The sequence below is a fragment of the Pseudomonas sp. DWP3-1-3b3 genome (genome assembly GCF_049896305.1).
GTDB lineage: Bacteria > Pseudomonadota > Gammaproteobacteria > Pseudomonadales > Pseudomonadaceae > Aquipseudomonas > Aquipseudomonas azotoformans_A.
The window spans coordinates 573,395-599,281 of the sequence record NZ_JAFCUA010000001.1 but is presented as its reverse complement, the minus strand read 5'-3'; the positions used below and the strand labels follow the sequence as shown (position 1 = coordinate 599,281).

The 25,887-nt window shown below is 60.0% G+C and carries 24 protein-coding genes; 7 read left to right on the top strand and 17 right to left on the bottom strand.

Annotated elements, in window-relative coordinates; all coding sequences use genetic code 11:
• The first annotated feature begins 30 nt into the window (after positions 1 to 30).
• On the top strand, positions 31 to 939 hold the full coding sequence (locus ACP7BX_RS03020) for a LysR family transcriptional regulator (protein WP_033902744.1): 909 nt from the start codon (positions 31 to 33) through the stop codon (positions 937 to 939).
• Here the strand turns inward: ACP7BX_RS03020 and ACP7BX_RS03015 are convergent.
• The 9 genes from ACP7BX_RS03015 to ACP7BX_RS02975 all read right to left on the bottom strand — a co-directional run bounded on the left by ACP7BX_RS03015 (position 936) and on the right by ACP7BX_RS02975 (position 8,544).
• Positions 936 to 1,421 carry a DoxX family protein gene (locus ACP7BX_RS03015; RefSeq protein ID WP_426129745.1) on the bottom strand — a complete coding sequence of 162 codons (486 nt, stop codon included), beginning with the start codon at positions 1,419 to 1,421 and terminating at the stop codon, positions 936 to 938. The genes ACP7BX_RS03020 and ACP7BX_RS03015 overlap by 4 nt on opposite strands.
• A complete protein-coding gene (locus ACP7BX_RS03010) occupies positions 1,418 to 2,194 on the bottom strand; it encodes a putative DNA-binding domain-containing protein (protein WP_426129743.1) in 777 nt (258 codons plus the stop codon). The genes ACP7BX_RS03015 and ACP7BX_RS03010 overlap by 4 nt, the downstream gene beginning before the upstream one ends.
• Positions 2,191 to 3,069, bottom strand: a complete 879-nt coding sequence (locus ACP7BX_RS03005; protein WP_426129741.1) for a DUF692 domain-containing protein — start codon at positions 3,067 to 3,069, stop codon at positions 2,191 to 2,193. The genes ACP7BX_RS03010 and ACP7BX_RS03005 overlap by 4 nt, the downstream gene beginning before the upstream one ends.
• 23 nt (positions 3,070 to 3,092) lie before the next feature.
• Positions 3,093 to 3,389 carry a DUF2282 domain-containing protein gene (locus tag ACP7BX_RS03000; protein ID WP_426129739.1) on the bottom strand — a complete coding sequence of 99 codons (297 nt, stop codon included), beginning with the start codon at positions 3,387 to 3,389 and terminating at the stop codon, positions 3,093 to 3,095.
• A 160-nt stretch (positions 3,390 to 3,549) separates the two neighbouring features.
• Complete coding sequence (locus ACP7BX_RS02995; protein ID WP_010212366.1) at positions 3,550 to 4,251, bottom strand: ABC transporter ATP-binding protein; 702 nt, start codon at positions 4,249 to 4,251, stop codon at positions 3,550 to 3,552.
• Position 4,252: 1 nt separating this feature from the next.
• Positions 4,253 to 5,020 carry a high-affinity branched-chain amino acid ABC transporter ATP-binding protein LivG gene (gene livG / locus ACP7BX_RS02990; RefSeq protein WP_016975067.1) on the bottom strand — a complete coding sequence of 256 codons (768 nt, stop codon included), beginning with the start codon at positions 5,018 to 5,020 and terminating at the stop codon, positions 4,253 to 4,255.
• Complete coding sequence (locus ACP7BX_RS02985; protein WP_016975068.1) at positions 5,017 to 6,270, bottom strand: high-affinity branched-chain amino acid ABC transporter permease LivM; 1,254 nt, start codon at positions 6,268 to 6,270, stop codon at positions 5,017 to 5,019. The genes livG and ACP7BX_RS02985 overlap by 4 nt, the downstream gene beginning before the upstream one ends.
• Complete coding sequence (livH, locus tag ACP7BX_RS02980; RefSeq protein ID WP_028619257.1) at positions 6,267 to 7,190, bottom strand: high-affinity branched-chain amino acid ABC transporter permease LivH; 924 nt, start codon at positions 7,188 to 7,190, stop codon at positions 6,267 to 6,269. The genes ACP7BX_RS02985 and livH overlap by 4 nt, the downstream gene beginning before the upstream one ends.
• A 226-nt stretch (positions 7,191 to 7,416) precedes the next feature.
• Positions 7,417 to 8,544 carry a branched-chain amino acid ABC transporter substrate-binding protein gene (locus tag ACP7BX_RS02975; protein ID WP_028619258.1) on the bottom strand — a complete coding sequence of 376 codons (1,128 nt, stop codon included), beginning with the start codon at positions 8,542 to 8,544 and terminating at the stop codon, positions 7,417 to 7,419.
• Positions 8,545 to 8,884: 340 nt separating this feature from the next.
• On the opposite strand from ACP7BX_RS02975, the gene ACP7BX_RS02970 reads away from it, so the two are divergent.
• Positions 8,885 to 9,196, top strand: a complete 312-nt coding sequence (locus ACP7BX_RS02970) for a DUF2288 domain-containing protein (RefSeq protein WP_314525617.1) — start codon at positions 8,885 to 8,887, stop codon at positions 9,194 to 9,196.
• A 252-nt stretch (positions 9,197 to 9,448) separates the two neighbouring features.
• The gene (locus ACP7BX_RS02965) at positions 9,449 to 10,540 is read left to right on the top strand and encodes a hypothetical protein (RefSeq protein ID WP_426129737.1); all 1,092 of its coding nucleotides are present in this window, start codon (positions 9,449 to 9,451) and stop codon (positions 10,538 to 10,540) included.
• Between the two features lie 36 nt (positions 10,541 to 10,576).
• Here ACP7BX_RS02965 and ACP7BX_RS02960 read toward each other — a convergent pair whose 3' ends face one another.
• The 3 genes from ACP7BX_RS02960 to ACP7BX_RS02950 form a co-directional block, all read right to left on the bottom strand.
• Positions 10,577 to 12,754: a hypothetical protein gene (locus ACP7BX_RS02960; protein WP_426129735.1), complete on the bottom strand. Its 2,178-nt coding sequence runs from the start codon at positions 12,752 to 12,754 to the stop codon at positions 10,577 to 10,579.
• 204 nt (positions 12,755 to 12,958) lie between these two features.
• The gene (locus ACP7BX_RS02955) at positions 12,959 to 15,223 is read right to left on the bottom strand and encodes a putative bifunctional diguanylate cyclase/phosphodiesterase (RefSeq protein ID WP_426129733.1); all 2,265 of its coding nucleotides are present in this window, start codon (positions 15,221 to 15,223) and stop codon (positions 12,959 to 12,961) included.
• Positions 15,224 to 15,362: 139 nt separating this feature from the next.
• Positions 15,363 to 15,728, bottom strand: coding sequence for a YkgJ family cysteine cluster protein (locus ACP7BX_RS02950; RefSeq protein ID WP_038849758.1), 366 nt, complete (start codon positions 15,726 to 15,728; stop codon positions 15,363 to 15,365).
• Positions 15,729 to 15,979: 251 nt separating this feature from the next.
• Here ACP7BX_RS02950 and ACP7BX_RS02945 point away from each other — a divergent pair, with 251 nt between their 5' ends.
• The gene (locus ACP7BX_RS02945; RefSeq protein WP_426129731.1) at positions 15,980 to 17,326 is read left to right on the top strand and encodes a spinster family MFS transporter; all 1,347 of its coding nucleotides are present in this window, start codon (positions 15,980 to 15,982) and stop codon (positions 17,324 to 17,326) included.
• Between the two features lie 149 nt (positions 17,327 to 17,475).
• Here the strand turns inward: ACP7BX_RS02945 and rapA are convergent, their stop codons facing one another.
• Positions 17,476 to 20,322 carry an RNA polymerase-associated protein RapA gene (gene rapA, locus ACP7BX_RS02940; protein ID WP_033902734.1) on the bottom strand — a complete coding sequence of 949 codons (2,847 nt, stop codon included), beginning with the start codon at positions 20,320 to 20,322 and terminating at the stop codon, positions 17,476 to 17,478.
• 219 nt (positions 20,323 to 20,541) lie between these two features.
• Here rapA and ACP7BX_RS02935 point away from each other — a divergent pair, with 219 nt between their 5' ends.
• On the top strand, positions 20,542 to 20,883 hold the full coding sequence (locus tag ACP7BX_RS02935; RefSeq protein ID WP_033902733.1) for a hypothetical protein: 342 nt from the start codon (positions 20,542 to 20,544) through the stop codon (positions 20,881 to 20,883).
• Here the strand turns inward: ACP7BX_RS02935 and ACP7BX_RS02930 are convergent.
• The 3 genes from ACP7BX_RS02930 to ACP7BX_RS02920 all read right to left on the bottom strand — a co-directional run bounded on the left by ACP7BX_RS02930 (position 20,880) and on the right by ACP7BX_RS02920 (position 23,485).
• The gene (locus ACP7BX_RS02930) at positions 20,880 to 22,061 is read right to left on the bottom strand and encodes an aminotransferase class V-fold PLP-dependent enzyme (protein WP_426129728.1); all 1,182 of its coding nucleotides are present in this window, start codon (positions 22,059 to 22,061) and stop codon (positions 20,880 to 20,882) included. The genes ACP7BX_RS02935 and ACP7BX_RS02930 overlap by 4 nt on opposite strands.
• Entirely contained in the window at positions 22,058 to 22,528 is a 471-nt protein-coding gene (locus ACP7BX_RS02925; protein ID WP_178952917.1) for a RidA family protein, read from the bottom strand. Before ACP7BX_RS02925 ends, ACP7BX_RS02930 begins: the two co-directional genes overlap by 4 nt.
• Before the next feature lie 90 nt (positions 22,529 to 22,618).
• Positions 22,619 to 23,485: a LysR substrate-binding domain-containing protein gene (locus tag ACP7BX_RS02920; protein ID WP_426129726.1), complete on the bottom strand. Its 867-nt coding sequence runs from the start codon at positions 23,483 to 23,485 to the stop codon at positions 22,619 to 22,621.
• Between the two features lie 131 nt (positions 23,486 to 23,616).
• On the opposite strand from ACP7BX_RS02920, the gene ACP7BX_RS02915 reads away from it, so the two are divergent.
• The gene (locus ACP7BX_RS02915; protein ID WP_017137225.1) at positions 23,617 to 23,778 is read left to right on the top strand and encodes a hypothetical protein; all 162 of its coding nucleotides are present in this window, start codon (positions 23,617 to 23,619) and stop codon (positions 23,776 to 23,778) included.
• A 143-nt stretch (positions 23,779 to 23,921) separates the two neighbouring features.
• Positions 23,922 to 24,038, top strand: coding sequence for a cytochrome c oxidase subunit CcoM (ccoM, locus tag ACP7BX_RS02910; protein ID WP_003172387.1), 117 nt, complete (start codon positions 23,922 to 23,924; stop codon positions 24,036 to 24,038).
• A gap of 151 nt (positions 24,039 to 24,189) precedes the next feature.
• Here the strand turns inward: ccoM and ACP7BX_RS02905 are convergent, their stop codons facing one another.
• Entirely contained in the window at positions 24,190 to 25,665 is a 1,476-nt protein-coding gene (locus ACP7BX_RS02905; protein WP_028619266.1) for an inorganic phosphate transporter, read from the bottom strand.
• Between the last annotated feature and the right edge of the window lie 222 nt (positions 25,666 to 25,887).

The following is a 25,887-nucleotide window of genomic DNA, read 5'->3' as shown; positions in this document are numbered from 1 at the left end:
CAACCTTTGGTTTTCAAATGGAAACAATCCATGAGCGAGATGGATGACCTGGCCGCGTTTGCGGTGCTGATCGAAGCCGGCAGTTTTACCGTGGCCGCCGAGCAACTGGGCTGCAGCAAAGGGCAGTTGTCCAAGCGGATCAGCCAGTTGGAAGCGCGGTTTTCCGTGGTCTTGCTGCACCGCACCACGCGCAAACTCAGCCTGACAGCCGCAGGTGCGGCGTTGCTGCCCCAGGCCCAGGCATTGGTGGTGCAGGTGGATCGCGCCCGACAAGCATTGGCGCGGCTCAAGGACGACCTGGCCGGGCCGGTGCGCATGACGGTGCCGGTGTCGTTGGGCGAGACCTTCTTCGACGGGTTGTTGCTGGAGTTTTCCAAGCAGTACCCGCAAGTGCAGATCGAGCTGGAGCTCAACAATAGTTACCGTGACCTGGCGCGGGATGGGTTTGATTTGGGGGTACGCTCAGGCGCGATTGAAAACGAGCGCCTGGTGGCCAAGCCACTGCTGGCCTGGCATGAAATGACCTGCGCCAGCCCGGCGTACCTCGAGCAGCATGGTGAGCCACAGACCCCGGCCGACCTGGCAACCCACACCTGCCTGCTCAACAGCCATTACAGCGGGCGGGAAGAGTGGCTGTACCACCAGCAGCACGAATTGCTGCGGGTGCGGGTCAGCGGCACCTTTGCCTCCAACCACTACAACCTGTTGAAAAAGGCCGCGCTGGTGGGCGCCGGTATCGCACGGCTGCCGTCCTATGTGCTGCCTGCAGAATTGGCTGACGGCCGCTTGCGTTGGCTCTTGCGCGATTATCAGACGCGGAGCCTGCCGATGTACCTGGTGCATCCTTATCAGGGCGGTTTGCCGCGTCGCACCCAGGTGTTGGCCGATTACCTGGTGGATTGGTTCAAGCGCAGCGGCGAAGCGCTGGATCGGCTTTAAGCGCAGCGACGGGCAATCAGGTGATCGAGGGACAGACGCCCCGGCCCTTTGGCCACGAGCAGCAACAGCAGCGCGATCCAGGTGCCATGGGTTGGATAGGCGTCCGGGTAGACGAACAGCTGGATCACCAGGGTCATGCCGATCAGGGCCAAGGCCGAGAAGCGCGTGGCGAACCCCACCAAGATCAACACCGGGAAAAAATGCTCGGCAAATGCAGCCATAGGCGCTGCGATTTCAGGCGATAACAGCGGCACGTGGTATTCGCTGCGAAACAGCGGCAATGTCGAAGCCGCCAGTTTCGGTGCACCTAGTTGGAAGGTGCCGCTGATCAAATCAATCGCGAAGCCTTCGACTTTGGTTTGCCCGGATTTCCAGAACACGGCTGCAATGGAGAAGCGTGCGAGAAAGGCGATCAGGCTGTAGGGAATCTGTTCGAAAAGCGCGATGACCCGATTGATCAGGCACGATGGACGAGTATTCATGGCGATACCTTTTGTTCTGGTTGCAAATGGGTGATGGCGTTGTGGCTGATCAGCAGCGTCAGGCATTGGTGCAGATCGAACTCGGCTGACGCTTCAAGCGCCTGCTCCACGGCTTTTTCCAAGGGCGTGCCATGGGCCAGGCTGTCGATAAACGCGACTGAGCCGTGGTCGATAGCAAAGACCTGGACTTCCAGGCCCTGACGCATGACCAGCGCACCCTGGGCATGCCAGGGACTCAAAGTGGCCAAGCCACCCTCGGTCTGGTGCGCGGCCCACACGGCCACCACCGCATAGGCTGAATTCAAGGTGGCCAGGGAGGGATGCAGTTGCAGGCGAAATTTCCCTAGGTCTGCCTGGCCTTGCAGTGCCAGGAGAACCGTCTGCTGGTCCAGCGGCGGGGTATCCGCGGCGTGATAGGCACGCACACGCAAGCGTTCCAGGCGCGCGACATCCGCCAGGTAGGGCACGCTGGCGGCAGGCTCGAAATCCTGGATAAACGCCGCGAACGCACTGCCGTACTCGCTGATCAACGGGCTGGTGGGTGGGCAAACCTGTACAAACAGGCCGGCCATTGCTCGGAAGAATTCTTCGCCTACCAGTTGCAATGTCACGGGATATGCCGTCGCCAGTGCGTTGATCAATGAGCTGTGCACATTGTTGCGATACACCACGAAGCGGCTGGCGGGGTCGGCACCATTGGTGCTGAACAGGCCGTCGGGGCAGGCCAGGTCCGGCGCCAATAATGCCTCGGCGAAATTGTCGTGCAGGCTCATGCTTTCACCTTGGACAGATGCCATTCGGCTTGTTGAGCCTCGGCCAGCAGTACGCTGAACGCTGGCACCTGGTTGTCCCGCTCGATCAAAGTCGCCACTGAGCCGACCTGCGTCAGTACCTTTTCGTACAGCTGCCACACGGTGTTGTCGATAGGTGCGCCGTGATCATCGATCAGCAAGCGATCACCAAGGCTGTCAGTGTCTTCGGCAAAACCGGCCAGATGAATCTCGCCCACTGCGTGCAATGGCAACGCGTCGAGGTAGGCAAGTGGATCGCGCTGGTGGTTGATGCACGACACATAGACGTTGTTTACATCCAGCAGCAAACCACAGCCGGTGCGACGGATGACTTCGCTGATGAAGTCGGTCTCGTCCAGGGTGGAGCGTTGGAATTGCAGATAAGTCGACGGGTTTTCCAGCAGCATCGGGCGCTTGAGAGCGCTCTGTACCTGGTCAACGTGTTCGCACACGCGTTGCAGGGTCGCGCTGTCGTAGGCCAGGGGCAGCAGGTCATTGAGGAACACCGGGCCATGGCTTGACCAGGCCAGGTGTTCGGAAAAAGAGTGGGGTTGATAGCGTTCAATCAGCGCGGCCAACCGTGCCAGGTGCTCACGATCCAGCGGGCCTTCGCCGCCGATGGACAGGCCCACGCCGTGCAAGGACAGCGGGTACTGCTCGCGGATCAACCCCAGGTAATGATGAAACGGGCCGCCGGCCACCATGTAGTTTTCGGCGTGCACTTCAAAAAAACCGATGTCGGGCGAGGTCTCCAGCACTTCCATGAAATGCTCATGCTTGAGCCCCAGCCCGGCCCGGCGGGGAAGGCCGGGCGCCTGAGCCTGGGAGACGGCTTGCAGGAATGAAAGGGTCATCATCAGTACTCAGGTTTTACGAGGTTTCAGGACTTGGCGGTGAAGGCGGCTTCCTGGCCGAAACCGGTCGGCGAGGTGGAGCTTGGGGTCTTGAGGCAGGTGCCGGCTGGGACCAGTTTCCAGGCGTTGGCTTGATCCTTGGTTTTTGAGGTGCCGGCGCAGGAAGTGCCTGCACCCGCGGCGCAATCGTTCTTGCCAGCTTCAGCGACGCCGAAGCATTTCTGCATGTCGTCGGCAGCGTGGGCGGTGGTGGCCAGGGTGGACAGGCTCAGGGCGGAGCCGAGGGCCATTACGAGGGCGGCGGCGGACAGTTTGGTCGTCATGGTGTATCTCCAGCAGTGGGTTGAGGTGGCAGGCTTGAATGCTTGCTTGTAGCTCTAGAGCGGGTGAGTAGGATTTCGTTACAGGTCATCTGAAAAAACTTTAAATAAAAAGGGGAGCCGGTTACCCGGCTCCCCTTGTGTCCAGCATCCATGGGCTTTCTCAGCCGCCCAGGTAGGCCTCGCGCACCTTCGGATCGGTCAGCAACTGCTCGCCCGTGCCCTGCATCACCACCCGGCCGTTTTCCAGCACATAGGCACGGTCAGCGATTTTCAGTGCCTGGTTGGCGTTCTGCTCCACCAGGAATACCGTCACACCGTCCTTGCGCAGCTGTTCGATGATGTCGAAGATCTGCTGGATGATGATCGGTGCCAGGCCCAGTGAAGGTTCGTCCAACAGCAACAGCTTGGGTTTGCTCATCAGCGCGCGGCCGATGGCGAGCATCTGCTGCTCGCCGCCGGACATGGTGCCGCCGCGTTGGCTGAAGCGTTCCTTGAGCCGAGGGAACAGGTGCAGCACCTTGTCCATCTGCTCCTGATAGTCGCCCTTGTCGGTGAAGAACCCGCCCATGGCCAGGTTCTCTTCCACGGTCAGGCGCGAGAACACGCGACGGCCTTCCGGCACCACCGCAATGCTCTTGCGCATGATCTGCGAGGATTGCTGACCCACCAGTTCTTCACCCATGTAACGGATGCTGCCGCTGTGGGCCTGAGGCGAACCGCACAGGGTCATCAACAGGGTCGATTTGCCGGCACCGTTGGCGCCGATCAGCGTGACGATCTCGCCCTGGCGCACTTCCACGTTGACGCTGTGCAGGGCCTGGATCTTGCCGTAGAAAGTGGAAACGTTTTCGAATTGCAGCATTTTACGCTTCCCCCAAATAGGCTTTGATCACTTCAGGATTATCGCGGATCTGCTCCGGCGTCCCGTCGGCCAAAGGCGTGCCCTGGTTGATCACCACGATGTGGTCGGAAATGCTCATGACCAGTTTCATGTCGTGTTCGATCAATAACACGGTCGCATTGTTTTCTTCACGCAACACACTGATCAGCGCCTTGAGGTCTTCGGTTTCCTTGGGGTTCAGGCCAGCCGCGGGTTCGTCGAGCATGAGGATCCGCGGGCGGGTCATCATGCAGCGGGCGATTTCCAGGCGACGTTGCTGACCGTAGGCCAGGGTGCCGGCCGGGCGGTTGGCAAACTCGGTCAGGTTGACCTTGTCCAGCCAGTACTCGGCGTACTCCATGGCCTCGCGTTCGCTCTTGCGGAACGCCGGAGTTTTGAACAGGCCCGCGAAGAAGTTGGTGTTCAAGTGACGGTGCTGGGCAATCAACAGGTTCTCGACCGCCGTCATGTCCTTGAACAACCGCACGTTCTGGAAGGTCCGCACCACGCCCTTGCGGGCGATTTCGTGACCGGCCAGGCCCTGGATCGGCTGGCCGTCCAGCAGGATGCTGCCACCGCTTGGCTTGTAGAAGCCGGTGAGGCAGTTGAACACCGTGGTCTTGCCTGCGCCGTTCGGACCGATCAAGGCAACCACTTGTTTCTCTTTCACGGTCAGGGCCACGCCGTTGACCGCCAGCAAGCCGCCGAAGCGCATGCTCAGATTTTCGACTTTCAGGATCTCGCGGCTCATTTGCGCAGCTCCATGTGTGGACGTTGCATGGGCAGCAGGCCTTGAGGACGCCAGATCATCATCAGCACCATCATGGCGCCGAACATCAACATGCGGTATTCGCTGAACTCACGCATCATTTCCGGCAGCAGGATCATCACGATCGCCGCCAGGATCACGCCCAGTTGCGAGCCCATGCCACCCAGTACCACGATGGCGAGGATGATCGCCGACTCGATGAAGGTGAACGACTCCGGCGTCACCAGGCCTTGGCGAGCGGCGAAGAAGCTGCCGGCGAAACCGGCAAACGTTGCCCCGAGGGTAAATGCCGAAAGCTTGATGACTGTCGGGTTCATGCCCAGTGCACGGCAGGCGATTTCATCTTCACGCAGCGCTTCCCACGCACGGCCGATGGGCATGCGCAGCAGGCGGTTGATCACGAACAGGGCAGCCAGTGCCAGCAGCAGCGCCACCAGGTACAGGAACACCACTTTGCTCACCGGGTTGTAGTCGATTCCGAAGTACTCGTGGAAGGTCTGCATGCCTTCTGCGGCGCTACGGTCGAACGTCAGCCCGAAGAAGGTGGGCTTGGGGATGCTGCTGATGCCATTGGGCCCGCCGGTGATGTCGGTGAGGTTACGCAGGAACAGACGGATGATTTCACCGAAGCCCAGGGTCACGATCGCCAGGTAGTCACCGCGCAGGCGCAACACCGGGAAGCCCAGCAGGAAGCCGAACGTAGCCGCCGCCATGCCCGCCAAGGGCAGACAGATCCAGAAGCCCCAGCCCAGGTAGTGCGAGAGCAGCGCGTAGGTGTAGGCACCCACGGCGTAGAAGCCCACGTAACCCAGGTCGAGCAAGCCGGCCAGGCCCACCACGATGTTCAGGCCCAGGCCCAGCAACACGTAGATCAGGATCAGGGTGGCGATGTCGACCGCACCGCGCGAGCCAAAGAACGGCCAGATCAACGCGGCCACGATCAGGCCGATGATGATGTAGCGCTGGGTGCGCGGCAGGGTCAGGAATTGGCTGACCTTGGGCGATACCAACGGGCCACGGTTGCCCTTGAACAGGGCGCCGACCTGCTGGGTGAACAGCACGCGCAGGAACATCAGCACCGAACACAGGGCGATGATGGTCAGGGTCACGGGACCGGTGCCATGCACTTCCAGGTTGATGCCGACAATGCTCAGCTTGAGGCCGAGTACCGGAAAGGCCACGGCCCATACCAGCAAGGCGCTGAAAAACGCCGATTTAAGATATCTGCTCATACTTTCTCAACCTCCGGACGGCCCAGGATGCCGGTCGGACGGAACAACAGCACCAGAACCAACAGGCCGAACGCCACGACGTCCTTGTACTGGTCGCCGAAGATATCGGCGCCAAAGGCTTCGGCCACACCCAGCACCAGGCCACCCAGCATCGCGCCCGGGATACTGCCGATGCCGCCCAATACCGCCGCAGTAAAGGCCTTGAGACCTACCAGGAAACCGGCGTTGGGGTTGATCACGCCGTACTGCATGCTCAGCAGCACCGCCGCAACGGCAGCCAGTGCGGCACCGATCACGAAGGTCAGGGCGATGATGTTGTTGGTGTTGATGCCCAGCAGGTTGGCCATCTTGATGTCTTCGGCGCAAGCCCGGCAGGCGCGCCCCAGACGGGAGCGAGAGATGAACAGGGTCAGGCCCAGCATCGCCACCAGGGTGACGACAAAGACCAGGATCTGCATATACGAAATCAGCACTTCTTGTGCGCCACCTGGGCCGAAGGAGATGCTCCCCGGGATCAGGTTGGGAATGGACTTATCCTTGGAATCCTGTGACAGCAATACGGTGTTCTGCAGGAAAATCGACATGCCGATGGCGGAAATCAGCGGGATCAAACGGTTGCTGCCACGCAAGGGACGGTAGGCAACACGCTCGATACTGTAGCCATAGGCACTGGTCACGACGATCGACGCCAGGAACGCGGCGGTCATCAACAGCGGCAGGGAGTGGATACCCATCATGGCCAACCCGGCAAGGGCGATAAAGGCCACGTAGGAACCAATCATGTACACCTCGCCATGGGCGAAGTTGATCATTCCAATGATGCCGTAAACCATTGTGTAGCCAATGGCTATCAAGGCATAGGTGCTGCCAATGGTCAGGCCATTAACCAGCTGTTGGAAAAAATGATAGATCTCAGGCATTACAGCGCTCCTAAAAACCCGATACGCATTTCACTGGTGGAGTCATTTCCGGCCTGTGTCCTGTTCTGTGACCAGGTTGCACAAAGCGTTTGCCAGCGAACCGCTGGTGACGGTTTTAAGATTTTCAGGTGAGCCAGCGCCCGGATCGCGGGTGACAGGCCCATAAACCTCGTAAAACAAAGCCCACTGCTCTCACAGTGGGCTTGTTGGACCAGTAACGCCTGGCTTACTGAGGGGAAACTTCGGTTTTTGGTTTACCGAAGTGCCATTCGTAGACCACGAATTTGAAGTCCTTCAGGTCGCCCTTGGCATCGAAGCTCAGGTCGCCGGTAGGGGTTTTGAAGGTGCCCGCGTGGATGGCGGCTGCCACTTTGGCGGTGTCTTCGCTCTTCGCAGCGGTAATACCGCCGGCGATCACTTCGATGGCCGAGTAGGCTGGGAACACGAACGGACCGGTTGGGTCCTGCTTGTTCTTGGCGAACTCTTCAACGATGGCTTTGTTGGCCGGGTCGGTGTCGAAGGATTTAGGCAGGGTTACCAGCAGGCCTTCGGAAGCGCCCTGGGCGATTTGCGAGATGGAGTCGTTGCCGACGCCTTCCGGGCCCATGAACTTGGCGTTCAGGCCTTTTTCCTTGGCTTGGCGCAGGATCAGGCCCAGCTCAGGGTGGTAGCCGCCGTAGTAGACGAAGTCGACGTTGGCTTGCTTGAGCTTCTGGATGATCGAGGAGAAGTCTTTGTCGCCGGCGTTCAGGCCTTCGAAGACGGCAACCTTGGTGCCTTTCTTCTCGAGGGTCTGTTTAACGGCGGTGGCGATGCCTTCACCGTATTGCTGCTTGTCGTGCAGGACGGCAACGATCTTCGGCTTCACGTGGTCGGCAATGTAGTTGCCGGCGGCCGGGCCTTGGGCGCTGTCCAGGCCGATGGTGCGGAAGATCAGCTTGTAGCCACGAGCGGTGATTTCCGGGCTGGTGGCAGCCGGGGTAATCATGATCACGCCTTCGTCTTCATAGATGTCGGAAGCGGGTTGAGTGGAGCTGGAGCAGAGGTGACCGACCACGAACTTGACGCCGTCGTTGACCACTTTGTTGGCGACGGCAACGGCTTGTTTAGGATCGCAAGCGTCGTCGTATTCCTTGGCCTCAAGCATCTTGCCGTCAACGCCGCCCTTGGCGTTGATGTCGGCGATGGCTTGTTTGGCACCCATGAATTGCATGTCGCCGTATTGCGTCACTGGACCGGTCTTAGGCCCTGCGATACCGATCTTGATGGTGTCGGCTGCGAACGAATGGCCGGCAACCCCAGCCAGGACCATAGCGGCAAACAGTTTGGAAATCTGCTTAGTAGCCTTATTCATAGTGCTCCACTCTTACTGTTGTATTTTTTATAGTTCTAGCGGCCTTGTGAGCTGCAGAACCGGATCAGATATCTCGGATATCCCCCCGGCAGTGCCCTGGCAACTGTACCGGTACAGTGTAGAGCGCCGGTTGATCGCTTGAAAAGCTGGCTGCTGGGGGCAAAACCCGGGTATGTCGCTTAAATGAAAGAAAAAGACAGAATTGCGGCGGGGTGATGCCAGAGTTTCGGGCAATCCTTGGCTTTCCTGACACTTTCTCTCGGTGACTCATTTGCAACTGGGTTTTTCTACCGGTGCCACGACGTTATGATTGCGCCGTTTTTTACTCAGGTGAATTCCCATGACGCAAGAACCTAGCACCCTCTATGCCAAGCTGCTTGGTGAAACCGCCGAAATATCCTGGAAGGAGCTTGAGCCGTTCTTTGCCAAGGGTGCCCTATTGTGGGTCGACGCCGGCCTGGATTTGATCGAAGCCGCCGAGGGAATGGCCGAGGACAATCGCGACAAAGTCGCTGCCTGGCTGGCCTCTGGCAGCCTGGGCGAAGTGTCTGCGACGCGGGCGCTGGACCTGGTTGAGCGTGATCCGAGCCTGTGGGCAGTGGTGGTTTCGCCGTGGATCCTGATCCAGGAAAGGGCAGCGACTTCCAAGTAGGCACTGAAACGGTGCGTGAATTTCAGGTTTGAAAGTGTGTAGCGGGGTAACCGCTGGCGCCGTGATGGCATCTTGCCGTGAAGAAAGGTCACAGCCCAGGGTGACGCGCACGTCATGGGAACAGTTTTTCCACGGCTGACAGCGGGGAAGAATTGTTTCCCGGTGTTTAAAAAGCCTGGCGATTGTCGGATCTTGGCAGTAGGAAGACATGGAATTCCGGTAAAGTGCGCAGCCTGTCACCCGGAGCCCATCATGCCGTCTACGCTGCCCCCCTCAGCGAAACCCTCGCACCAGCTGCTCTATCTTATCTACGGTAAACAAGACGTTTACCGGCGCGAAGCCAAATTCAGCATCCTCACTGCCTTGGCGCGCCTCAAGCCGGGTGAGTCGCTGTGTATCCGGGTCATGACCGATCGTCCGCAGGATTTTATCGGCTGGCCGGTGGAAACCATCGAGCTGGACGAGCAAACCCTGATCCAGTGGCAGGGCGACAACGGTTACCTGCACCGGCGCAAGGCCTGTGCGATCGCCCAAGGCTTGACGCTGGCGGACACCACGCTGTTCGTCGACACCGACACGCTGTTCCTCAAGTCGCCCCATCGCGTCTTCGAACTCATCGGCTCGGGCCAGTATGTGATGGACGAGTTCGAGTACGACTGGAGCTATGTCTGCAAGCGCCCGGACTACCTCAAGCTGGGCCAGCACCTGCACGCCCACGGCATTTCTGCCAGCAACAGTTTCAAGCTCTACAACAGTGGCCTGTGTGGTGTCCGTGATACGGATACGCCGCTGCTTGAAACCTCGATCCGCCTGATCGACGAGTGGACCCAGGGTTCATTCGACATCCACACCATTGAGCAAGTCGCAATTTCCTTCGCGATGCATGGCAAGACGGTGCGCGAGGCCAGGAAGTTCGTTCATCACTATTACGCTGACAAGCGCTTCTTCCACGCCATGCAGGCGCATTTTTTCAGCCTGCATGGCGAAACCTTCAGTCCTGAGCTGGTGCTGCGTTGCCTTGACGTACCGCAGTTCAAGCCTATGCCATCGGCGTGGCAGCGACTGATCATCAAATGGAAGCTGCGAAATCAGCGCAAGCATGTAAAACGGGTCGGTCGCGACTTGCTCTACGGCAGCGCCGCGCCTGCGAACCCCTATTACGACGTGTGCCGACAAGGCTGGTGGGAATCGGCCTCGCGTGAAATTCGCGGTTGGGATGAGGCTGAACAGAACACGTTCTTCGGAACGCAAGCCCCCAGCTGGCCGAAGCAATTGCCCCGGCCTGCCAAGTCTGCAGACGAGCATGCCATCGTCGCCTACCTGCAGCAACGACGAGCCTCGTGAAACAGTGACGGCGCCAAACGGCGCCGTCGCTACGCGTCAGGCGGTCTTGCCCGTGTGATTATTCAACGAAATAACCTTGGTCTTGCCGATGCGATGACGGTAGATCTCACGCAGGTACTTGATCGACTTCTTCACACAATCCCGTGACAGGCGAATGTCATTGATCGACACGAACTTGTCTTTGTCGTTGATCAGCTCGCGGTACTTCTTCTCATACATCGGCTTGATCGCGTACCAATTGGTATCGAGGATCTTCGCCGGGTTTTCGAACTCGTTGAGCAGCTCGTCGATACGGTCCTCGTCGAAGTCCTCGTGGATGATGAAATCCAGGATCGAGTTGTCCAGCGTATCATCGAAGCGGTACGGGTTGCGCGCAAAGCAGCGTTTAATAAATGCCACGATCAGCGTAAGGAAATCGTCCGACAGGCACGGGCTTTTCGCAATCAAGGTGGTCAGCGACAAGTTGGCCGAAGCACCGATCACCAGGGCATAGCGCTTGAGGGTGGTGTTGGGGAACAGGCTGTTGAGGTGGGTCTTGAGCCGGTTCAGGTCCATGTAGGACAGCTTGTAGTCCTTGGGCAACGAGACGATGGACACCACCGACGAGCAGTTCTTGAAGAAGTGCAGGTCATGCAACGCGGCCGCGTCGTAGCCTGAATTCTTGTACTGCTCCAGCGACGCCTTGTAGCGCTTGGATTCGATCGGCAGCAGGCTGATGCCTTCGATAGCCTGGGTGACTTTGTTGAAGTGCGGCAGGTCGATGGAGCGAAAGAACAGGTCATCGATGTTCAGGCGTTGCGGCTCTTTCTCGAATACCTTGAATTTGTCGCTCGACGGCGCCGGGGTTTCCGGGACGACGGACTCGGCGTAGGCAATCGCCACCGGGCCGGCCAGGCTCATGAACAGGTCGTTGGCATCCAGGCGGATGGTTTCGCCGATGTCGATCCCGGCGCGCCGGAAGTAGTTCTGGTCGTAGTCGGTGGTCACGGCCTGGGCGGTGAGGATGTTGAAAATCTGCTGGGAAATGTACTGGTTGGCGTGTTTTTCCATGGCATTGACGTCAATGTTCTGGATGTTGCCGTCATCGCTTTCTTCGGCATAACGCATGATGTCGTTGGAGATCAGCATCATCGCATTCCACGGCCGGATGCGCCCCTTCACGCTGGCTTCGCTGCTGTCTTCATTGGCAAAGTTGTACGAGAAATCCCATTCTTCCGACAGGTATTTGCACAGCAGGCGCCCGGCGTTGATGTGCAGCGCCTCGGACATTTCGCTACGGTGGTCGGAAATGTTCGGCAGCACGCAAATGCCGCTGGTGAAGATCGGCTCGAACACAAAGGCATGGCCGCTTTTGCTGTCGTGCTCGTCGGCGGGCTTGGTGTCAAACGTCTTGTTCATGTACGAGTGCTGTTGGGCCAGGCCAAATTCCGAGGCCATGCCCGAGCCGGTGCCTCCACCGGCGCTGAAGATCGAGAAGTACAGGCGCGACTGGTTGGCCTTGATGCCGCACGAGTCGATCAGGTACGAGTGGATCATCTTCCAGTCAGGGCTGGAAAAACGCTGGGTGTCTTTATTGAGGATGATCTTGGCCAGGTACTGGCCGAGGATCGGCGCGTTACCGGCACCACCGGCATGGACTTCAGACAGGTCCATGATTTTCATCTTGCTGTAGTCGCGCAAAAAGCCGCTTTTTTCGCCCTTGCGCGAGAAACGGATACGCCCGGCGATGTCCTTGTCCAGGTCGCCAAGCATTACCAGCGGTTCCACCAGGAACACCGGTTTGCTGGCCTTGCCGCTGCCCAGGCGCAAATTGTTGCGGATCCACTGGGCGGGGCTGTAGCCCTTGTCCTGTGACTTGTCTTCGTTGCTGAATTCGTTGAGGTAGAACTTGCGCGCGTTGTACACCAGTTCCGCCACATCGAGCGCGATGTTGGAACCACAGCGGCCCAGGCCGATCAGGCACACCGAGGGAAATTCCTGCTCGTTGCGCGGATCGTTGTCGCCTTCCAGATGGGGGGCGCGCGGGAACACCATGTCGCGCAGGCCGTCGAGGTTGTCGAGGATGCGGTCGGTATTGGTTTCGGTGAAGTACAAGTATTGCTGGGTGGCCAGCGGGCGGGCGGTGCTCAATGACTTTGAACCTGAGGGAGTGTCCGCAGGAGCTGGGAGCAACACGTCGGATACCACGGTGGCAGAGTTATTTTTAGAAGTCATTGTGCGCCATGTGCCTGGGCGGATGGCTGAAAGTATCAAAGGGCCATCACGGAATGGGAGTTCGCGACTTTACAGTGCGTCCTTGTCCTGGGCGAGTGGGCTAGAACCCTAGTGTTTTCGGGGAAAACCTGGCCGGACTCTGATGAATCGGCCGTTCGTCGGCGTTCTTTAGGCAAATGATGGCGAAATGCCAAAGATTCGGCGTCAGCGAATTGGCCTGACGATGGACGTGGAGCCTCCACGGCTTGGCGAGGGCTCTTTCGGCGTACGGCTGTCCGTGGTGCTCACCCCGCTTGGTGAGAGGAGCGGATTGCGCATGTTGATGCCTTGCATTACACCGATGATGTCACTGGCTGGCACCGCCGGACTCAGCAGGTAACCCTGGACGAAATCACAGCCATGCTGGTGCAGCAGCTCGAACTGGGCCTGGGTTTCCACGCCTTCGGTCACCACCTGCAGGTGCAGGGTGTGGGCCATGCCGATCACCGCCTGGACGATCTCGATATCGGCGGTGGATTTGGGAATATCCTGGATAAACGAGCGGTCGATCTTCAGGGTGTTGAGGGGCAAGCGCTTGAGGTAAGCGAGGGATGAGTAGCCGGTGCCAAAGTCATCGATGGCCAGTGACACACCCAGCGCGCGGATTTGCCGCAGCAACGCCAAAGTACTGCTGATGTTACCCATCAGGGCGTTTTCGGTGACTTCCAGTTCCAGGCGGTTGGCGCCGATCCCGCTGAAGCGCAACGCGTCTTCGATTTCATCCGCCAGTTCATCGCGGGCCAGGTTCAGGGCCGAGCAGTTCACCGCCATGGTCAGGTCGGTATAACCCCGTTCCGACAGCAGGCTCAGGTCATGACAGGCTTGGCGCAGTACCCAGTGGTCCAGTTCGGCAATCAGGCCGTTGCTTTCGGCGATGCCGATAAAGCGGTCTGGGGCCAGTAGACCGTGCTGTGGATGTTGCCAGCGCACCAAGGCTTCCAGTCGCGTGACCTTACCCAGTTTCATGTCGAAGATCGGTTGATAGAACAGCACCAGTTGGTTGCGGGTGCGCAGGGCGCCGCGCAGTTCCTCTTCCAGTTGCAGTTCAAGGAACGCGCGGGTTTTCAGGTTGGAGCTGAAGAAGTTCAGGCTGTTGCGTCCGGCATCCTTGGACTGATACAGCGCCAGGTCGGCGGTTTTCAACAGCTCTTCGCACGTCAGGCCGTCATCGGGAAACAGGCTGATACCGATGCTGGTGGTCATCACCATGCGCCGGCCGGCCAGTTCGATGGGTTCTTTCATCTGCTGCATGATGCGTTGGGCCAGGTGCCGGGCTTCGTCGCGGTGGTGGATGCTGATCAGGATGCAGAACTCATCGCCGCCAAACCGCGCCACCACATCGGCGTGGCTGCGTACCGAGCCCTTGATGTGCCCGGCCAGCACGGTGAGCAACTGATCGCCGGCGTCATGCCCGAGGCTGTCGTTGATGCGTTTGAAGTGATCGATATCAAGAAAGATCACCGCCATCATGCCGTGGGAGGCGGTTTTTTCGGCGAGCTTTTCCGCGAAGATCTGGTTGAAGCCTCTTCGGTTGAGCAGGCTGGTCAAGGCGTCGTAGTGGGCCACCTGTTGCAGCGAGGCGCGGGCCTGGTCCAGTTCGCTGAGCAGGGCATTGACCCGACGTAGATCGCGTTCCTTATGTTGCAGTTTCTTGTCGGCCAGGGCCGCGCTGATGCTGCTGCCGATCACCAGCAGGGTGATGACGGCGACCGACAAGCCCAGTTGAATCGGATTGTTGTCCAGCGGCAGCGACAAGTCCGCCCCCGTCGGCACCATCAGGCGCATAGCGGCCATGCCGGTGAAGTGCATGCTCAGGATGCCCGCGCCGAGCACCAGACTGGCGGCATATTTAAGCAACTGGTGGAACACCCCGGCACCGTTGCGCAGGTAACTCGACAGCAGCAAGGCCGCCAGGCTGGCGCCGATGGCAATTCCGATCGAGGCCATGAACAGTTTTGTTTCGAAATACACCTGTGCCTGGGAACGCATGGCCGACATGCCGACGTAATGCATCAAGGCGATGCCGATGCCCATCCACACCGACGCCAGCAAATACTGGTGGAAGCGCAGGTGGGAGTGACTCAGGGTTTGCATGGCGATCAGCGACGCGATCAACGCGATCAGCAAGGACGCGAACGTCATGAGCAGTTCGTAATGAATGGCAATCGGGGCCTGGAAGGCCAGCATGCTGATGAAATGGGTGGACCAGATCCCGCCCGCCAGGCACCCGGCACCGAGCCAGCGCCAGTGGCGACGCGCGGTGGGGTCTTCGACATGGCCGACGCGTTCGGCCATGTCCAGCGTGCCGAAACCTGCCGCGCAGGCGACCAGATAGGCCAGAAGCACCAAAAAGGGGTTATGACTGCAGTTGAGTAATAAGTGCCCGCTCTCTGGAAGCTCGGTAAAAAAATGCAGACCCAGCCATTCCATAGCATGTCCCGTCATAGCGTCACGTCACTGCCTACGGCGATGACCTATGAGGACCAGTGTAGACGCGTAGGAAAATTCGCAAGGTGTAATGGCACTTTGCTTCTCTACGATTTTGGCATGCCACCCATAGCGTTTGATGCTAAGCGCTGATGGGCAGGTCCAGTTCGAACGGTGCTTCCAGCGGCGCCAGGCCAAATGCCGCGCGGGCTGCATCGCAATCGGCGTTGTGTACGCCCTCATACCAGGAGGACTCGAACTCGCGGCACACGCTGGAGCGCTGATCGTAGATCGTGCAGCGGGTGCCTTGGCCTACTTCTCCTTCAAGGCTGCAGCAGCGCGCCGGTTTCTGGTCGGTGCCGATCATCGCTACGCGGGTGGGGTTGATCTGCACCACCAGATCGTCGGGCACTGTGCCCCCCGATGAGGCGCACTCGCCCCAGAAGAAAGACACGCGAAAGTGTGAACAGCAGGCACCGCAATTCAGACACGGACTGGCTTCGGACATGGGCGTCATCGATAAGAAAAACAGGGGTGGGGTGTTACGGAAGGCTCGCCATTCTATCCGGGCCATGGCCGTTGGGAAGGGGGGCAGGCACTTATATTTTTGTAGGCGAAGTCCCGTGCTGCCGGGCGAAATCATGCCCTATCAGCTTTACGAATCATTACAGACAACCGGGGGCTGGCTGACTATGTTGCAGGTACCGGGCAGGATGCATCGGGCATCGCAGCTCTCATAACAATAAAAGAGACGGACCCATGCAGAACTCGACCCAAGCGGCGAATGCCTGGCGCATTCTGTTCCTGCTGTTCCTCGCCAACCTGTTCAACTTCTTCGATCGCACGATTCCGGCGATCATCATCGAGCCAATCCGCATGGAATGGCACTTGAGCGACTTCCAGCTCGGCATCATCGGCACCGCCTTCACCATCGTCTACGCCATTGCCGGCCTACCCCTCGGGCGCCTGGCCGATACCGGCTCGCGCAGCAAACTGATGGGTTGGGGCCTGTTCGCCTGGAGCGGGCTGACGGCGGTCAATGGCATGGTCGGCAGTTTCTGGACGTTTCTGCTGGTGCGCATGGGCATCGGCATTGGCGAAGCCAGCTATGCGCCGGCGGCCAACTCGCTGATTGGCGACCTGTTCCCGGCGCACCGTCGCGCTCGGGCCATGGGCATTTTCATGTTGGGCCTGCCGTTGGGGCTGTTGCTGGCGTTCTTCACCATCGGTTGGATGGTCAAGGCGTTCGACAGCTGGCGCGCACCGTTCTTTATCGCGGCGGTGCCGGGGATGATCCTGGCGGTGTTCATGTTCTATATCAAGGAGCCCAAGCGCGGCGCCGCCGAAACCGTGCAGGTTTCCCAGGAGCGCGTCGACCGCCCGATCCGCCGCGTACTGGCGGTGCCGACCTTTCTGTGGCTGGTGCTGGCCGGGCTGTGCTTCAACTTTGCGACCTATGCCTGCAACTCGTTCCTGGTGCCGATGCTGCAGCGTTATTTCCTGATGCCGTTGCAGGAAGCGGCGGTTGCCACTGGGGTGATCGTAGGCCTGACTGGCCTGGTGGGCCTGACCCTCGGTGGCTGGGTGGCCGACAAGATCCATCAACGCATCGCCAATGGCCGGCTGTTGTTTGCTGCGTTCAGCCTGATCATCTCCACCGTGACCACGGCCTGGGCGTTGCACGCCGGGCGTATCGAGATTGGTGTGTTTGTGGCGCTGTTCAGCGTGGGTTGGTTGTTCGCCTATAACTTCTACACCTGCGTGTACACGGCGATCCAGGACGTGGTCGAACCGCGCCTGCGCGCCACGGCGATGGCGCTGTTTTTTGCCGGGTTGTACTTGCTGGGCGGTGGGATGGGGCCGATCGTGGTGGGTGGGCTCTCCGATCATTTCGCCCATTCGGCAATGTACGCGGCCGGCGCGGAGCAGATGACTGAAGCGTATAAAGCGGTGGGGTTGCATGACGCCATGTACCTGATCCCGGTGGCGCTGTTCTTGACCATGCTGTTTCTGTTCCAGGCGTCGCGCAGTTTTGTGCGCGATGCCAAGAAGATGAAGGAGGGGTTGAGTGCGGTGGAGGTGCCGGGTTCGGCGGTGACAGCTTGAGACCGAGGTGACTCCTTCGCGAGCAAGCCCGCTCCCACATTCGACTGCATTCCAACGTTGGAACTCGGTCAACTGTGGGAGCGGGCTTGCTCGCGAAGAGGCCCGAAAGACTAATAAAGAAGGCCCGCATTGCGCGGGCCTTCTTTTTATTAGCCTGCGACCAGGACCCGAATCGCTTCCAGTCGCAGCGCCGCCTTATCCAGCATCGCCAAGCCTTGCTCACGTTGGGCACGCAAGGCCACCAACTCACTGTCACGCACGGTCGGGTTGACCGCTTGCAACGCGGTCAGGCGTGCCAGTTCTTCGTCGGTGTCTGCTGCCAGGCGACGTTTGGCCTCGGCCACGCGCTCGGCATGTTGCGGGGTGATCTTTTCTTCGCCGGCATTGATCCGTGGCGTCAGCTGGTCGCGCTGGGCCTGGATGAACTTGTTGGCGCTGGCCCGTGGCACGCTTTCCAGCTGGTCGTTGAGGGTCACGAAGGACACACGGCTCGACAGGTCGTTGCCATTGGCATCCAGCAGGCAGCGCAGGGCAGCCGGCGGCAGGTAGCGGCCCAGTTGCAGCGAGCGCGGGGCGACCACTTCGCTGACGTAGAGCAGTTCCAGCAACACGGTGCCAGGCTTCAGCGCCTTGTTCTTGATCAGCGCCACGGCGGTGTTGCCCATGGAACCGGACAGCACCAGGTCCATGCCGCCCTGCACCATCGGGTGTTCCCAGGTGATGAACTGCATGTCTTCGCGGGACAGCGCCTGGTTACGGTCGTAGGTGATGGTCACACCTTCGTCGTCGCCCAGGGGGAAGCTGGCGTCGAGCATTTTTTCGCTGGGCTTGAGGATCAGCGCGTTTTCCGAATGGTCTTCGCTGTCGATGCCGAATGCGTCGAACAGGGTTTCCATGTAGATCGGCAGGGCGAACTGGTCGTCTTGCTCCAGAATGTCCTCGACCAGCGCATCACCTTCACCCGCGCCGCCGGAGTTGAGTTCCAGCAGGCGGTCGCGACCAGTGTGCAGCTCTTCTTCAAGACGCTCGCGCTCGGCACGGGCCTCGTCGATCAGGGCTTGCCACTCGCCGTCGTCGGCGTTTTCCAGCAGCGGCAGCAGGCGTGGGCCGAACTGATGCTGCAAGGCGTTGCCGGTCGGGCAGGTGTTGAGGAAGGCGTTGAGCGCTTCGTGGTACCACTGGAACAAGCGCTCTTGCGGGCTGGTTTCCAGGTACGGCACGTGCAGTTCGATCACGTGTTTCTGGCCGATCCGGTCCAGACGGCCGATGCGCTGTTCCAGCAAATCGGGGTGGGACGGCAGGTCGAACAGCACCAGGTGATGGGAGAACTGGAAGTTGCGGCCTTCACTGCCGATTTCCGAGCAGATCAGCACCTGGGCGCCAAACTCCTCATCAGCGAAGTAGGCGGCGGCGCGGTCACGTTCGAGGATGTTCATGCCTTCGTGGAACACCGTGGCCGGAATACCGGAGCGCACGCGCAGGGCATCCTCCAGGTCCATCGCGGTTTCGGCGTGGGCGCAGATCACCAGGACCTTGGTGCGCTTGAGCATTTTGAGCTGGTCGATCAGCCACTCGACGCGGGGGTCGAAGCGCCACCAGCGGTTTTCTTCTTCGATGTCCGGTTGCGACTGGAAGCTGACTTCCGGGTACAGCTCGGCGTGTTCGCCCAGCGGCAACTCCAGGTATTCGTCCGGGTTCGGCAGCGGGTAAGCGTGCAGTTTGCGCTCGGGGAAACCTTGCACTGCGGCGCGGGTGTTGCGAAACAGCACGCGGCCAGTGCCGTGACGGTCGAGCAGCTCGCGCACCAGGCGTGCGCTGGCTTCGGTGTCGCCATCGTTGACGGCGGTCAGCAGGGCTTCGCCTTCGTCACCGAGGAAACCCTGGATGGTCTTGTGTGCGGCAGGGGAGAGACGCCCCTTGTCGAGCAGCTCCTGCACGGCTTCGGCGACTGGGCGATAGTTCTCGCTTTCGGCGCGGAAGGCCGCGAGATCGTGGAAACGGTTCGGGTCGAGCAGGCGCAGGCGTGCGAAGTGGCTGTCCTGGCCCAATTGCTCCGGGGTGGCGGTCAGCAGCAGCACGCCCGGAATCACTTCGGCCAGTTGCTCGACCAGTGCGTATTCCGGGCTGGCCTTTTCTTCGTGCCACACCAAGTGGTGGGCTTCGTCGACGACCAACAGGTCCCAGCCGGCGGCGAACAGTGCGTCCTGGGCCTTCTCGTCGTCCACCAGCCATTCCAGCGCGACCAGGGCGAGTTGGGTGTCTTCGAACGGGTTGGTGGCATCGCTTTCGATAAAGCGTTCTTCGTCGAACAGCGCAACCTGCAGGTTGAAGCGGCGGCGCATTTCCACCAGCCATTGGTGCTGCAGGTTTTCCGGGACCAGGATCAACACGCGGTTGGCGCGGCCCGACAGCAGCTGGCGATGGATCACCAGGCCGGCTTCGATGGTCTTGCCCAGGCCCACTTCGTCGGCCAGCAATACCCGTGGCGCGATACGGTCAGCGACTTCACGGGCAATGTGCAACTGGTGAGCAATAGGTTGTGCACGCACACCACCCAGCCCCCACAGCGAGGACTGCAATTGGCGGCTGGTGTGTTCCAGGGTGTGGTAGCGCAGCGAGAACCAGGCCAGCGGGTCGATCTGCCCGGCGAACAGACGGTCGCTGGCCAGGCGGAACTGGATGAAATTGGACAGTTGGGTTTCCGGCAGGGTGACCTGCTCGTTCTGCCCATTGAGGCCGTGGTACACCAACAGGCCGTCGACGTCGTCGACTTCCTGTACGGTCATTTTCCAGCCTTCGAAGTGGGTGATGCTGTCACCCGGCGAAAACCTCACACGCGTGAGGGGCGCATTCCGTAGCGCATACTGGCGAGTGTCGCCAGTGGCCGGATAGAGCACGGTCAACAAGCGGCCGTCCTGTGCCAGAACGGTGCCTAACCCCAGCTCTGCTTCGCTGTCACTAATCCAGCGTTGCCCCGGTTGATACTGCTGCGCCATGCTGCCTGACTCCCGCCGTGAAAAAGCCGACTATCTTAACGGAACAAGCCCCCACGCCCAAGGACTCTGACAAAAACTACTCCGTTTGCGTGGGGGGCCGGAAGCCGAATCGACGGGTGGCGGGCACTTGGGAGTGTCGACTGGGTCACAGCTTGGCGAGCCTGCGCTCAAGTCGCCCTGCCACCCGCCGACAGCCTGTTGATCAGGAGAATAATCACTATGCTGCCACCCATGCTGCCCGTCAGCGTTGTGCCGGTGACGTCACAACTCGATCCGGTGCGACAGAAGCCGGATATCCCGCCCGTGGTGCCAGTTCAACCGGGCTCCAACGAGAGCACCATCGACCTGAAAAAGGGCGACGCCGAGACCTCGGCTTTTTTGCTGCGCGAAGAACAACGCCGTCAGCAGGAACAACAGAAACGCCGGCGTGAAGCCGATGAAGACCCGGAGCAGCACCTGGCCATTCCGGGCGACATACTCAACGCCGATAACACCGTGCCGGTGGTGCCACTGATCGAAGATGCCCCGCGCCAGGGCTTGTGGGTGGACGTCGAGGTTTAGTCGCGTAACTCGCGCAGGGCGGCTAACAACACCTCGATATCCTGCTCGGTATTCAGCGGGCTGACCGAGATCCGCGCCACGCTCTCCAGGCCCCGCGCCTGCATATCCAGCGGTGTGTAGGCCACGCCATTGGCGCCGATATTGATGCGCTTCAGGCCCAGCCGCCGCTTCAGTTCGAATGCATCCCAGCCCGCCAGGTTGAAGGCGATCAAGCCTGACTGCTGCGTGCCCAGGTCATGCAGGGTAATGCCTGATATCCCACGCAACGCCTCGCGGATTCGCTCGGCGGTTTGTGACACTGTTTCCCAGGCGCGCTCGATGCCCAGATGATTCATCTCTTGCAACGCATTGCCCAGGCCTGCCAGCAAGGCGAAAGAGGTTTCGCTGGTTTCGAAGCGCCGAGCGTCATGGCGCAGGTCAAAACCCTGGGCGGTCCAGGGTGCTGAAAATACATCGCGCTGGGTCGGATTCAACCGTTCAAGAAAGCCCGGTCGCACATACAGCAGCGCGGTGCCCCGTGGGCCGCGCAGGTGTTTGCGGCCGGCCGACTTGAGCACGTCGCACTGCAACGCCTGTACATCCACCGGCACCTGGCCGACGGCTTGGCCGGCGTCGATGAAGTAGGGGATGGCATGGCGCCGCGCCACTTCACCAATGGCCTGGGCGGGGTTGATCAGGCCGCCATTGGCTGGGAGCCAGGTGAGGTCGATCAGCTTGACGTGTGCATCGACCATCGATTCCAACGCCTGCGGGCAGACCGCGCCGGTTTCATCGCAAGGGATGACTTCCACTCGGGCGCCGGCCTGCACTGCCAGTTCCATGCTGGCCAGGTTGCCGCCCCATTCGTGGCGGCCAACCAGAATACGGTCGCCCGGTTGCCAGGGCCCCAAGGCTTGGAACGCCAGGCTCCAGGCGGTCGAACCGCTGCTGGCAAAGGCAATCGAAGCGACGGGGGCATTGAGCAGTAGCGCGGCGGCGCGGCGGGCTTTTTCCACCAGTACGGCGCCATGTTCGCCGGCTTCCATCGGACCGTCGCGGGCCTCGCGTTGCAGTTGTTCGATGATTGCATCGAGGGTCGCCTGGCTCGGCAGGGAGGCGCCAGCTGGGTTGAAGTGCACGATGCCGGATTGGCAGCCCGGTGTGGCGTCCCGCAGGCGCTGGACTTCAAGCGGGCTCACGGGCGCAACTCGAAAATCGCATCCACCTCCACGGCCACACCGGCCGGCAGGCTGGACACACCCACGGCGGTGCGCACGTGCCGGCCTTTTTCACCAAGGGCGTTCACCAGCAGGTTGGACGCACCATTGGCGACCACGCTTTGCTGTTTGAAATCACCGCTGCTGGCGATGAATACACCCAGGCGCACGGTGCGCACCAGGCGCGAGAGGTCATCGCCCAGTGCATTGCTCAACTGCCCCAGCAGGCCCAAGGCCGCCAATTGCGCCGCCTGTGCGCCTTCTTCATCACTGAGGGATTCCCCCAAGCGACCGATGTAGGCGGGCTTGCCGTCTACCAGGGGGATTTGTCCGGAAACGAATAACTGGTTTTGGCTGATGACATGGTTGATGTAGTTGGCAATTGGCTGGCTTGGGGTGGGCAGTGTGAGGCCAAGGGCTTGCACGCGTTGGCGGATGGAGTCGCTCATGATGAATCCTCTGGGTTCGGGAGGCTTCAGCATGTTGGCTGCATCGCGGGGCGACAAACGGATAGATCTCACGCGACGTATCGAAATAACTCACGCGTCGGCGCAGGCTTCCTTCAGCCATTGGCTGAAACATGCCGCCGCTTCACTGGTCGGGCCTTCGGGTGCGATGAGCCAGTAGCCGATATCGCTGTGATAGGGCGGCCAGTCGAACGCTTCCACCAGGCTGCCGTCCTGCAGCCGACGCTCGATCAGGCGATGGCGGCCCATGGCGATACCTTGGCCGGCCACGGCGGCTTCGACCACGATGTTGTAGTCGTGCAGCATTACGCGGGGATGGTGGGTGAGGTCGACCTGGTAGTGCGCGGACCAGTCGGTCCATTCAAAGGGGCGGTGCGAAGTGGCCATCAGCAGTGGGCTGTCCTGGCGTGCCTTGAACGACGGGCTGCACACCGGGGAGATGATCTCGGGCATGAGCCGCGTGGCCTGGACATCGGGCCAGTCACCCTTGCCGTAACGGATGGCCAGGTCTACCTCGGCGCCCGCGACATCCGCCAGTTGAATCGCCGGTAACAACTCCACCTGGATATGCGGGTAGCGGTTGAGAAAGCCCGCCAAACGCGGCGCCAGCCACAGCGTGGCGAACGATGCCAGTAAACCGATGCGCAACACGGTGGCGCTCGGGGCAACCCGCTGGGCACGCGTGGCGGCGGCGATAGCATCGAGGGCAGGGCGGATTTCGTCGTAGTACTGTTGGCCGTCGGCGGTCAGATCGATCGCGCGGGTGCGTCGGATAAACAGCGGTTTGCCCAGATGTTGCTCAAGTTTCTGCACCTGATGACTGAGGGCGCTCTGGGTCACCGATAACTCGCTGGCGGCTTTGATGAAACTCAAATGCCGCGCCACGGCTTCGAAAGCGCGCAAGGCCAGTAACGGTGGAAGGTCCTTGTGCAGTGCCACCTGAGGGCGTCTCCGGGTTCGGGTAAGGCCTCGATTTTGTGCGAAGCCTTGCCTTTTGTCGCCCGCTGATTTGCCGTTGGCCGCTTGAGCCCGCATTATTGGGCCATTCCCTCCACGACGTAAGCCAAGCCATGAGTGAAGACGACAAGCTGATCGACCTGAATGCCGAACGTGCCAAGCGCGTGCATGACCTCAATGACAAGCGCCTGAATGAAGTGCGCCAGGCATTTGAACAAGCGATGCCACTCGGCAAAGTGAAGAAAAAGCCGAAGAACAAACCGAAAAAGCGTTGAAACAGCCTGCATCCCTTGATGCAGGTCAGTTATTGCCCTTCTTTACGCCCCGTCGCGGGCGACATTGATCCCCGTCAATTTTCCAATCCGCCTTCTCCATTAACTTAGCCCTATCGCAACAGGGCAAGCACAGGAGGCCGGTCATGTTTATCGATAATGTGGTGTTTGCCGGAGTGCTGACTGTAAGCCTCATGGTGCTGTTTTTTGTAGGGTTTGGAATTTTTATCTGGAAAGACGCGAACAAGCGTAAAAAACCTTAGTTTTTCCAGGTTACATGAGCACGCAAGGCATTTTGGGCGACTTCGGTCGCCCTTTTTTTTGCCTGTTATTTGAGTCGGCGTCTACAGAAAAACGAACATAAAAAAAGGTACGACCCTCGCGGATCGCACCTTTTTTATTGCGGCGGGGTTATCAACTACCCAGCGCCTTCGACGCCAACCAGAACAACCCTGCCGACAAACCTACCGTCGCCGGCAGGGTCAGCACCCAGGCCATCAGGATGGTCTTCACGGTGCCGCCTTGCAGGCCGCTTTTGTTCGCGACCATGGTGCCGGCCACGCCGGAAGACAGCACGTGGGTGGTGGACACCGGCAGGGCGAAGATGTTGGCAAAGCCAATCATGGTCGCGGTGGTGATCTGCGCCGACATGCCTTGGGCATAGGTCATGCCCTGCTTGCCGATCTTCTCGCCGATGGTCAGTACCACACGCTTCCAGCCCACCATGGTGCCCAGGCCCAAGGCCAGTGCAACGGCGAGGATGACCCAGAACGGGGCGTACTCGGTGGTGGCGGTGAGGTCTTTGCGCAGCTTGTCGAGGTCGGACTTCTCACGCGCATCCAGGCCTGGCAGTTTGCCGACTTTTTTCGCGGTGTCATCCAGGCAGAGCAAATAGCGACGCACTTCAATACGCTGGTCAGATGTCAGCGAGTGATAGTCGGACACGCCTTTCAAGGTGTCGACCAGCGCGTTGATGGTCGGCTCAGTCTGTTGCGGGTTGCACTGGAACTTGCCCGGCAGATCGTTCTTCACGCTTTTGCCCAGGGCCAGGAACTCACCGAGCGTGGCGTTGTTACGCTGGTAGAACTGGCTCAGATGCACGGTCGCATCGCGGGTACGTTCGATCTGGTAAGTGGTGCTGCCCAGGTCGAGCACGAACTGCGCGGGCACGATACCGATCAGCACCAGCATGATCAGGCCGATGCCTTTCTGGCCGTCGTTGGAACCGTGCACGAAACTCACGGCCATGGCGGAAATCACCAGCACCAGGCGGTTCCAGAACGGCGGGTGTTTCTTGTCGTCGAGCTTGCGGCGCTGGTCCGGGGTCTTGTGCATCTTCGACAGCGGCCGCCACCACTTCAGGCCAATCAGCACCAGGGCTGCGACGAGGAAGCCGGCCATGGGCGAGAACACCAGGGAGGCGCCGATATCGATCGCCTTCTGCCAGTTCACACCGTCAGCCAGGGGGATGTCGTTGATCAGGGCATTGGCCAGGCCGACACCGAGGATCGAGCCGATCAAGGTGTGGGAACTGGAAGCCGGGATACCGAAGTACCAAGTGCCCAGGTTCCAGGTGATCGCCGCTGCCAATAGAGAGAAGACCATTGCCAAGCCATGGCCGGTGTTCACATTGATCAGCAACTCCACCGGCAGCAAGTGCACGATGGCGTAGGCGACACCGACACCACCGAGCAACACGCCGAGGAAGTTGAATACCCCGGAGAAGAACACGGCCAGGTGCGGCGGCATGGCTTTGGTATAGATGACTGTGGCCACCGCGTTAGCGGTGTCATGAAAGCCATTGATGAACTCGAAGGCGAGGACAAAGGCCAGGGCGAGCAACAGGCTCACGAGAACCCAAGCATCCAGTCCGCTGAATAAATCGATCATGAAGGTTTTCTGACCCGGTCGTAAGGGGGCGCGATTATGCCAGAAAACCTCAGTAATCGATGCACTAGCTGCTCATCGGTAACAATCTTCACCGAAAAAAACACTCGGAAAGGCACGCATCCCAGGGTTTTCGGGGCTTTGGCAAGTCTTTGATTTATAAAGCAGAGGGCCCCCATGGCGGGGTTTTGTCACAAAAACGTCACGCCTGAAACATTTGTATGA

Coding starts and splice junctions, on each gene's coding strand:
- ACP7BX_RS02975 (WP_028619258.1), bottom strand. CDS start 8,544: ATGAATAAGGCTACTAAGCAGATTTCCAAACTGTTTGCCGCTATGGTC.
- ACP7BX_RS02955 (WP_426129733.1), bottom strand. CDS start 15,223: ATGGAATGGCTGGGTCTGCATTTTTTTACCGAGCTTCCAGAGAGCGGG.
- ACP7BX_RS02960 (WP_426129735.1), bottom strand. CDS start 12,754: ATGACTTCTAAAAATAACTCTGCCACCGTGGTATCCGACGTGTTGCTC.
- ACP7BX_RS02925 (WP_178952917.1), bottom strand. CDS start 22,528: ATGAGCGACTCCATCCGCCAACGCGTGCAAGCCCTTGGCCTCACACTG.
- ACP7BX_RS02970 (WP_314525617.1), top strand. CDS start 8,885: ATGACGCAAGAACCTAGCACCCTCTATGCCAAGCTGCTTGGTGAAACC.
- ccoM (WP_003172387.1), top strand. CDS start 23,922: ATGTTTATCGATAATGTGGTGTTTGCCGGAGTGCTGACTGTAAGCCTC.
- ACP7BX_RS02935 (WP_033902733.1), top strand. CDS start 20,542: ATGCTGCCACCCATGCTGCCCGTCAGCGTTGTGCCGGTGACGTCACAA.
- ACP7BX_RS03005 (WP_426129741.1), bottom strand. CDS start 3,069: ATGATGACCCTTTCATTCCTGCAAGCCGTCTCCCAGGCTCAGGCGCCC.
- ACP7BX_RS02965 (WP_426129737.1), top strand. CDS start 9,449: ATGCCGTCTACGCTGCCCCCCTCAGCGAAACCCTCGCACCAGCTGCTC.
- ACP7BX_RS02985 (WP_016975068.1), bottom strand. CDS start 6,270: ATGAGCAGATATCTTAAATCGGCGTTTTTCAGCGCCTTGCTGGTATGG.
- ACP7BX_RS02950 (WP_038849758.1), bottom strand. CDS start 15,728: ATGTCCGAAGCCAGTCCGTGTCTGAATTGCGGTGCCTGCTGTTCACAC.
- ACP7BX_RS03000 (WP_426129739.1), bottom strand. CDS start 3,389: ATGACGACCAAACTGTCCGCCGCCGCCCTCGTAATGGCCCTCGGCTCC.
- ACP7BX_RS02915 (WP_017137225.1), top strand. CDS start 23,617: ATGAGTGAAGACGACAAGCTGATCGACCTGAATGCCGAACGTGCCAAG.
- ACP7BX_RS02905 (WP_028619266.1), bottom strand. CDS start 25,665: ATGATCGATTTATTCAGCGGACTGGATGCTTGGGTTCTCGTGAGCCTG.
- ACP7BX_RS03020 (WP_033902744.1), top strand. CDS start 31: ATGAGCGAGATGGATGACCTGGCCGCGTTTGCGGTGCTGATCGAAGCC.
- ACP7BX_RS02945 (WP_426129731.1), top strand. CDS start 15,980: ATGCAGAACTCGACCCAAGCGGCGAATGCCTGGCGCATTCTGTTCCTG.
- ACP7BX_RS03010 (WP_426129743.1), bottom strand. CDS start 2,194: ATGAGCCTGCACGACAATTTCGCCGAGGCATTATTGGCGCCGGACCTG.
- rapA (WP_033902734.1), bottom strand. CDS start 20,322: ATGGCGCAGCAGTATCAACCGGGGCAACGCTGGATTAGTGACAGCGAA.
- livG (WP_016975067.1), bottom strand. CDS start 5,020: ATGAGCCGCGAGATCCTGAAAGTCGAAAATCTGAGCATGCGCTTCGGC.
- livH (WP_028619257.1), bottom strand. CDS start 7,190: ATGCCTGAGATCTATCATTTTTTCCAACAGCTGGTTAATGGCCTGACC.
- ACP7BX_RS02995 (WP_010212366.1), bottom strand. CDS start 4,251: ATGCTGCAATTCGAAAACGTTTCCACTTTCTACGGCAAGATCCAGGCC.
- ACP7BX_RS03015 (WP_426129745.1), bottom strand. CDS start 1,421: ATGAATACTCGTCCATCGTGCCTGATCAATCGGGTCATCGCGCTTTTC.